This is a genomic window from Mycobacterium sp. TH-M82, from assembly GCF_057473605.1.
Window position 1 is genome coordinate 1 of sequence record NZ_JBYCKY010000014.1, and the last position, 5,397, is coordinate 5,397.

The 5,397-nt window shown below is 68.6% G+C and carries 7 protein-coding genes; all 7 read left to right on the plus strand.

Annotation, left to right across the window (positions count from 1 at the left end):
* Positions 1-649, plus strand: a 649-nt coding sequence (gene pyrF, locus AC2VON_RS00365) for an orotidine-5'-phosphate decarboxylase (protein ID WP_486951168.1), incomplete at its 5' end; no start/stop codon positions are given.
* 64 nt (positions 650-713) lie between these two features.
* Entirely contained in the window at positions 714-2,168 is a 1,455-nt protein-coding gene (gene zwf / locus AC2VON_RS00370; RefSeq protein ID WP_486951169.1) for a glucose-6-phosphate dehydrogenase, read from the plus strand.
* 437 nt (positions 2,169-2,605) lie between these two features.
* Positions 2,606-2,917, plus strand: a complete 312-nt coding sequence (gene mihF, locus AC2VON_RS00375; RefSeq protein ID WP_486951170.1) for an integration host factor, actinobacterial type — start codon at positions 2,606-2,608, stop codon at positions 2,915-2,917.
* A 10-nt stretch (positions 2,918-2,927) separates the two neighbouring features.
* Complete coding sequence (gene gmk / locus AC2VON_RS00380) at positions 2,928-3,515, plus strand: guanylate kinase (RefSeq protein WP_486951171.1); 588 nt, start codon at positions 2,928-2,930, stop codon at positions 3,513-3,515.
* Between the two features lie 70 nt (positions 3,516-3,585).
* The gene (gene rpoZ, locus AC2VON_RS00385; protein ID WP_486951172.1) at positions 3,586-3,930 is read left to right on the plus strand and encodes a DNA-directed RNA polymerase subunit omega; all 345 of its coding nucleotides are present in this window, start codon (positions 3,586-3,588) and stop codon (positions 3,928-3,930) included.
* A 28-nt stretch (positions 3,931-3,958) separates the two neighbouring features.
* On the plus strand, positions 3,959-5,200 hold the full coding sequence (coaBC, locus tag AC2VON_RS00390) for a bifunctional phosphopantothenoylcysteine decarboxylase/phosphopantothenate--cysteine ligase CoaBC (RefSeq protein ID WP_486951173.1): 1,242 nt from the start codon (positions 3,959-3,961) through the stop codon (positions 5,198-5,200).
* 102 nt (positions 5,201-5,302) lie between these two features.
* A partial coding sequence (locus AC2VON_RS00395; RefSeq protein WP_155267907.1) for an S-adenosylmethionine synthetase N-terminal domain-containing protein occupies positions 5,303-5,397 on the plus strand: 95 nt, incomplete at its 3' end.

Sequence of the window (5,397 nt, forward strand, 5' to 3'; positions counted from 1 at the left end):
CTTCGAGGCGCACGGTGCGGCCGGCTACGCCGTGCTGGAGCACACCATCGCCGCGCTGCGCGCCGCCGGGGTGTTGGTGCTGGCCGACGCCAAGCGCGGTGACGTCGGTTCGACGATGGCGGCCTACGCCGCGGCGTGGGCGGGCGACTCGCCGCTGGCCGCCGACGCGGTGACCGCCTCGCCGTACCTGGGATTCGGGTCGCTGTCACCGCTGCTGGAGACGGCCGCAGACCACGGGCGGGGGGTCTTCGTGCTGGCCGCCACCTCCAACCCGGAGGGCGTGACCGTGCAGAACGCTCTGGCAGCGGGGGCCGGTGGCCGCACGGTGGCCCAGACGATGGTCGACGCGGCGGCTGAGATCAACCGGGCCAACCGGGCTGACCGGCCGGAACCCGGCTCGGTCGGGGTGGTTGTCGGCGCCACCGCCGCGGATGTCCCCGACGTCAGCGCCCTGGGCGGGCCGGTGCTGGTACCCGGCATCGGTGCGCAGGGCGGACGGCCGGAGGCGCTGGGCGGCCTGGGCGGCGCCGTCCCGGGCCAGCTGTTGCCTGCGGCCGCCCGCGAGGTGCTGCACGCCGGTCCGGATGTCGACGCGCTGCGGGCCGCGGGGGAGCGGCTGCGCGATGTGGTGGCCTATCTGGTGCCCTGATGGCGCAGCGCGGCCGTCTTAGGCTGGCTTGGACACCTGCGCGCCAGACCGAGAGGGGCGATCCATGGCGGTGACCGACAAGCCCCGCACCGCGCCGCATGTGGTGGTGCTGGTCGGCGCCACCGGTGATCTGGCCCGTCGCAAGCTGCTTCCCGGCTTGTTTCACCTGTCGATGTCGCAGCTCGCGCCGGAACTGCGCATCGTCGGCACGTCCTTGGACGACGTGGACGACGCCGCGTTCCGCAAGCTCGCCGTGCGAGCCTGCGAGGAGTTCTCGCGCAGTCAGGCGTCTGTCGAAGAGCGTGATGCCTGGGCGCAGAATCTGACCTATGTGCCGCAGCGCAGCGGTCCCGGGGCACTGGCGGCAGCGGTGCGAGCGCAGACCGAGCAGTTGAGCGGCCCCGACGATCGGGTCCGGTTGCTGCATTACCTGAGTGTGCCGCCGGCGGCTGCGATCCCGTCGATCCGGATGCTGGCGCAGGCAGGCCTGGCCGCCGATGCCAGCGTGGTGATGGAGAAGCCCTTCGGCACCGACCTGAACAGCGCGGTGGCCCTCAACGTCTCGATCCACGAGACGTTCGACGAATCACAGATCTTCCGGATCGACCATTTCCTCGGTAAAGAGCCTGCGCAGAACATCCTCGCTTTCCGGTTCGGCAACGGGCTGTTCGAGCCGATTTGGAACCGTAACGTCATCGACCACGTCCAGATCGACGTCCCCGAGAAGCTGTCGCTGGAGGGACGGGCGGCGTTCTACGAGCAGACCGGCGCGTTCCGGGACATGGTGGTCACCCACCTGTTCCAGGTGCTGGCGTTCGTGGCGATGGAGGCGCCCACCGAGCTGGCACCCGAGGCGATCGGTGTGGAGAAGGACAAGGTGTTCCGGTCCATGGTGCCGCTGGACCCGCACAACGTGGTGCGCGGCCAGTACCGCGGCTACCGCGACGAGCCGGGTGCGGCGCCGGACTCGGACACCGAGACCTTCGTCGCCCTCAAGTGCGAGATCGACAACTGGCGCTGGGCGGGTGTGCCGTTTTATCTGCGGACCGGCAAGTGCCTGGCCGAGGGCCAGCGGATCATCTCGATCGCCTTCCGGGAACCGCCGCGGAGCATGTTTCCACCGGGATCCGGCGTCGGCGCGCACGGCCCGGACCACCTCACGTTCGATCTAGCCGATCAGGCCAAGCTGTCGCTGTCGTTCTACGGCAAACGTCCCGGGCCGGGGATGAGACTGGACAAGCACAGCATGCAGTTCGCGGTGGCCGACACCGAGTCCGCCGGTGACGTGCTGGAGGCCTACGAACGGCTGATCCTGGACGCGATGCGCGGTGACCACACGCTCTACACCACGTCGGAGGGGATCGAGCGGCTCTGGGAGGTTTCCGAGCCGCTGCTGGCTGATCCGCCGCCGGTGCGCGGCTACGACGCCGCATCGTGGGGGCCCAACGCCATCCACCAGCTGATCGCGCCGCACGCCTGGCGACTGCCGTTCGACCGGGTGTGGCGCGCCAGCAAGTGAGCCGCGACCTACTACTGAAAGTAGTTTTGTGCCGCACCCGCACAAATGCGCTGCTCGACATGCCTGGCGACACGCGCGACACGCAGGAACATCCGAAATCGGCGCCGTGGCGGCGAGCGGCCTCAGCCATCGCCGGCGAGCAACGAGCGGCCGTGCCGTATCCGGGCGTCGGAAGGGAACTGAAAATGGTTGTCGCACATTATGTTCGGCATCGAGCCAGTTTCTGCACGGGCACCGGGCGAACCGCCCGGGTGGGCCGTCGCCGGCGTCGCCGACGCGCCATCGACGGGACCGTATGCTGGGCCTTTGTGGCATGAACCGGGGGGTGGGGTTAGATTTCGTCAGACGGCGTGGGTACGGTCGTCGTCGCTGGCTGGAGCACCCGGCCGAGACAACCAAACATCGACGTCAGTCGATGATGACGAGACGGAGGAATCGTGGCTCTTCCCCAGTTGACCGACGAGCAACGTGCGGCCGCGTTGGAGAAGGCGGCTGCCGCACGCCGAATCCGGGCCGAGCTCAAGGACCGGCTCAAGCGTGGAGGCACCAATCTCAAGCAGGTCCTCAAGGATGCCGAATCCAACGAGGTCTTGGGCAAGATGAAGGTGTCCGCGCTGTTGGAGGCGTTGCCGAAGGTGGGCAAGGTCAAGGCGCAGGAGATCATGACCGAGCTCGAGATCGCGCCCACCCGCCGGCTGCGGGGCCTGGGTGAGCGTCAACGTAAGGCACTGTTGGAGAAGTTCTCTTAACCTGGCGGCCATGCAGGCCGAACGGTCGGAAGGGCGGGTAGTCGTCCTGTCCGGCCCGTCTGCGGTCGGCAAGTCGACGGTGGTCCGGTGCCTGCGGGAACGGGTGCCTGACCTGCATTTCAGTGTGTCGGCGACCACTCGGGCGCCGCGGCCCGGGGAGGTGTCCGGCGTCGACTACCACTTCGTGACGCCGGAGGAGTTTCAGCGGCTGATCGACGCGGGCGAACTGCTGGAGTGGGCCGACATCCACGGCGGCCTGCACCGATCGGGCACCTTGGCCGGGCCGGTGCGCGACGCCACCCGATCCGGGCATCCCGTTCTGATCGAGGTTGACCTGGCCGGAGCCCGGGCGGTCAAGGCGGCACTGCCGGAGGCCACCACGGTGTTCCTGGCGCCGCCGGACTGGCAGACACTGCAGGCCAGGCTCGGCCAGCGGGGCACCGAGTCGCCCGAGGCCATGCGTCGGCGGCTGGCCACCGCCCGTACCGAACTGGCAGCTCAGGATGAATTCGATGCGGTCGTGGTCAACGACCGGTTGGAGACCGTCTGCACGGAATTGGTATCCTTGCTGACACCAGCCGCGCCGGACACAGTGTGATCGACGTGATCGACCCGAACGGATTGACGTTTCGTCAATCCCGGCCCTTACCGCCAGGAGAAAGTCTCAAGTGAGCGCCCCGCAAGCCCATGCGTCATCGGCGCCATCGGTCGCCGTCCCCGATCCGCACGACCCGGCGTCGTACGGTGGCTACGACACACCACTGGGCATCACCAACCCGCCTATCGACGAGTTGCTGAAGCGTGCGTCGAGCAAATACGCGCTGGTGATGATCGCGGCGAAGCGGGCGCGGCAGATCAACGACTACTACAACCAGCTCGGTGAGGGCATCCTCGAATACGTCGGTCCGCTGGTCGAGCCCGGGCTACAGGAAAAACCGCTCTCGATCGCGATGCGCGAAATCTACGCGGATCGGCTGGAACATACCGAAGGCGAGCAGCAGGCGCAGGGATAGCAGGGGTAGCAGGGGTAGGAGCCTACCGGTGGATCTCAAGCGCATCGTCGTCGGCGTTTCGGGAGGCATCGCCGCATACAAGGCGTGCACCGTGGTCCGCCAGCTGGCCGAGGCCGGCCACCAGGTCCGGGTCATCCCCACCCAATCCGCGTTGCGGTTCGTCGGGGCGGCCACCTTCGAGGCACTGTCCGGACAGCCGGTGCACACCGGGATTTTTGATGATGTGCCGCAGGTTCCTCACGTGGTGATCGGCCAGCAGGCGGATCTGGTGGTGGTGGCACCGGCCACCGCCGACCTGCTGGCCCGCGCGGCTGCCGGCCGCGCCGACGACCTGCTGACCGCGACATTGCTCACCGCGCGGTGCCCGGTGCTGTTCGCCCCGGCGATGCACACCGAGATGTGGCTGCATCCCGCCACCGTGGCCAACGTGGCCACGCTGCGGCAGCGCGGAGCGGTGGTCCTAGAACCGGCGTGTGGGCGGTTGACCGGAACCGACAGCGGAGCCGGCCGGTTACCCGAGGCCGAGGAGATCAACGCCTTCGCGTCACTGCTGCTGGAGCGGCCCGACGCCATGCCCTATGACCTGGCCGGCCGCAAAGTGCTGGTGACCGCCGGCGGCACCCGCGAGCCGATCGATCCGGTGCGTTTCATCGGCAATCGCAGCTCGGGCAGACAGGGCTACGCCCTGGCGCGGGTGGCGGCCCAGCGCGGTGCCGACGTCACGCTGATCGCCGGGCACACCGCCGGCCTGATCGACCCGGCCGGAGTCGACGTGGTGGCGGTCAGCTCGGCCCAGCAGCTGCGCGACGCGGTGTCCAAGCACGCACCCGACGCGCACGTGCTGGTGATGGCGGCTGCCGTCGCGGACTTCCGGCCGGTCCGGGTGGCGCCGGCCAAGATCAAGAAGGGCACCGATCGGCCGCCGACGATCGAGCTGGTGCGTAACGACGACGTGCTGGCCGCCACGGTACGCGCGCGCACCGACGGTCTGCTGCCCAGGATGGCCGCGATCGTCGGGTTCGCCGCCGAGACCGGCGACGAGCACGGCGACGTGCTGTTCCATGCCCGCGCGAAGCTGCGCCGCAAGGGCTGCGACCTGTTGGTGGTCAACGCCGTCGGCGAGGGCCGGGCGTTCGAGGTGGACAGCAACGATGGGTGGTTGCTGGCCTCCGATGGCACCGAATCCACCCTGGAGCACGGCTCCAAGACGCTGATGGCCAGCCGTATCGTGGACGCCGTCGTCGCCTTTCTGCACGGTCACGACGGGTAGCTGGTCGGCCGGGGTGGAACCGGTGGCGATACGATTTGTCGGGCTAACTTTCGACGTGCGGGAAGGACGAGCAAGGATGGCAAGGATGGCAAGGGTCGCACTGTGAGCGAAAAGGGTCGGCTGTTCACCAGTGAGTCGGTGACCGAGGGACACCCCGACAAGATCTGCGACGCGATCAGCGACTCCGTGCTCGACGC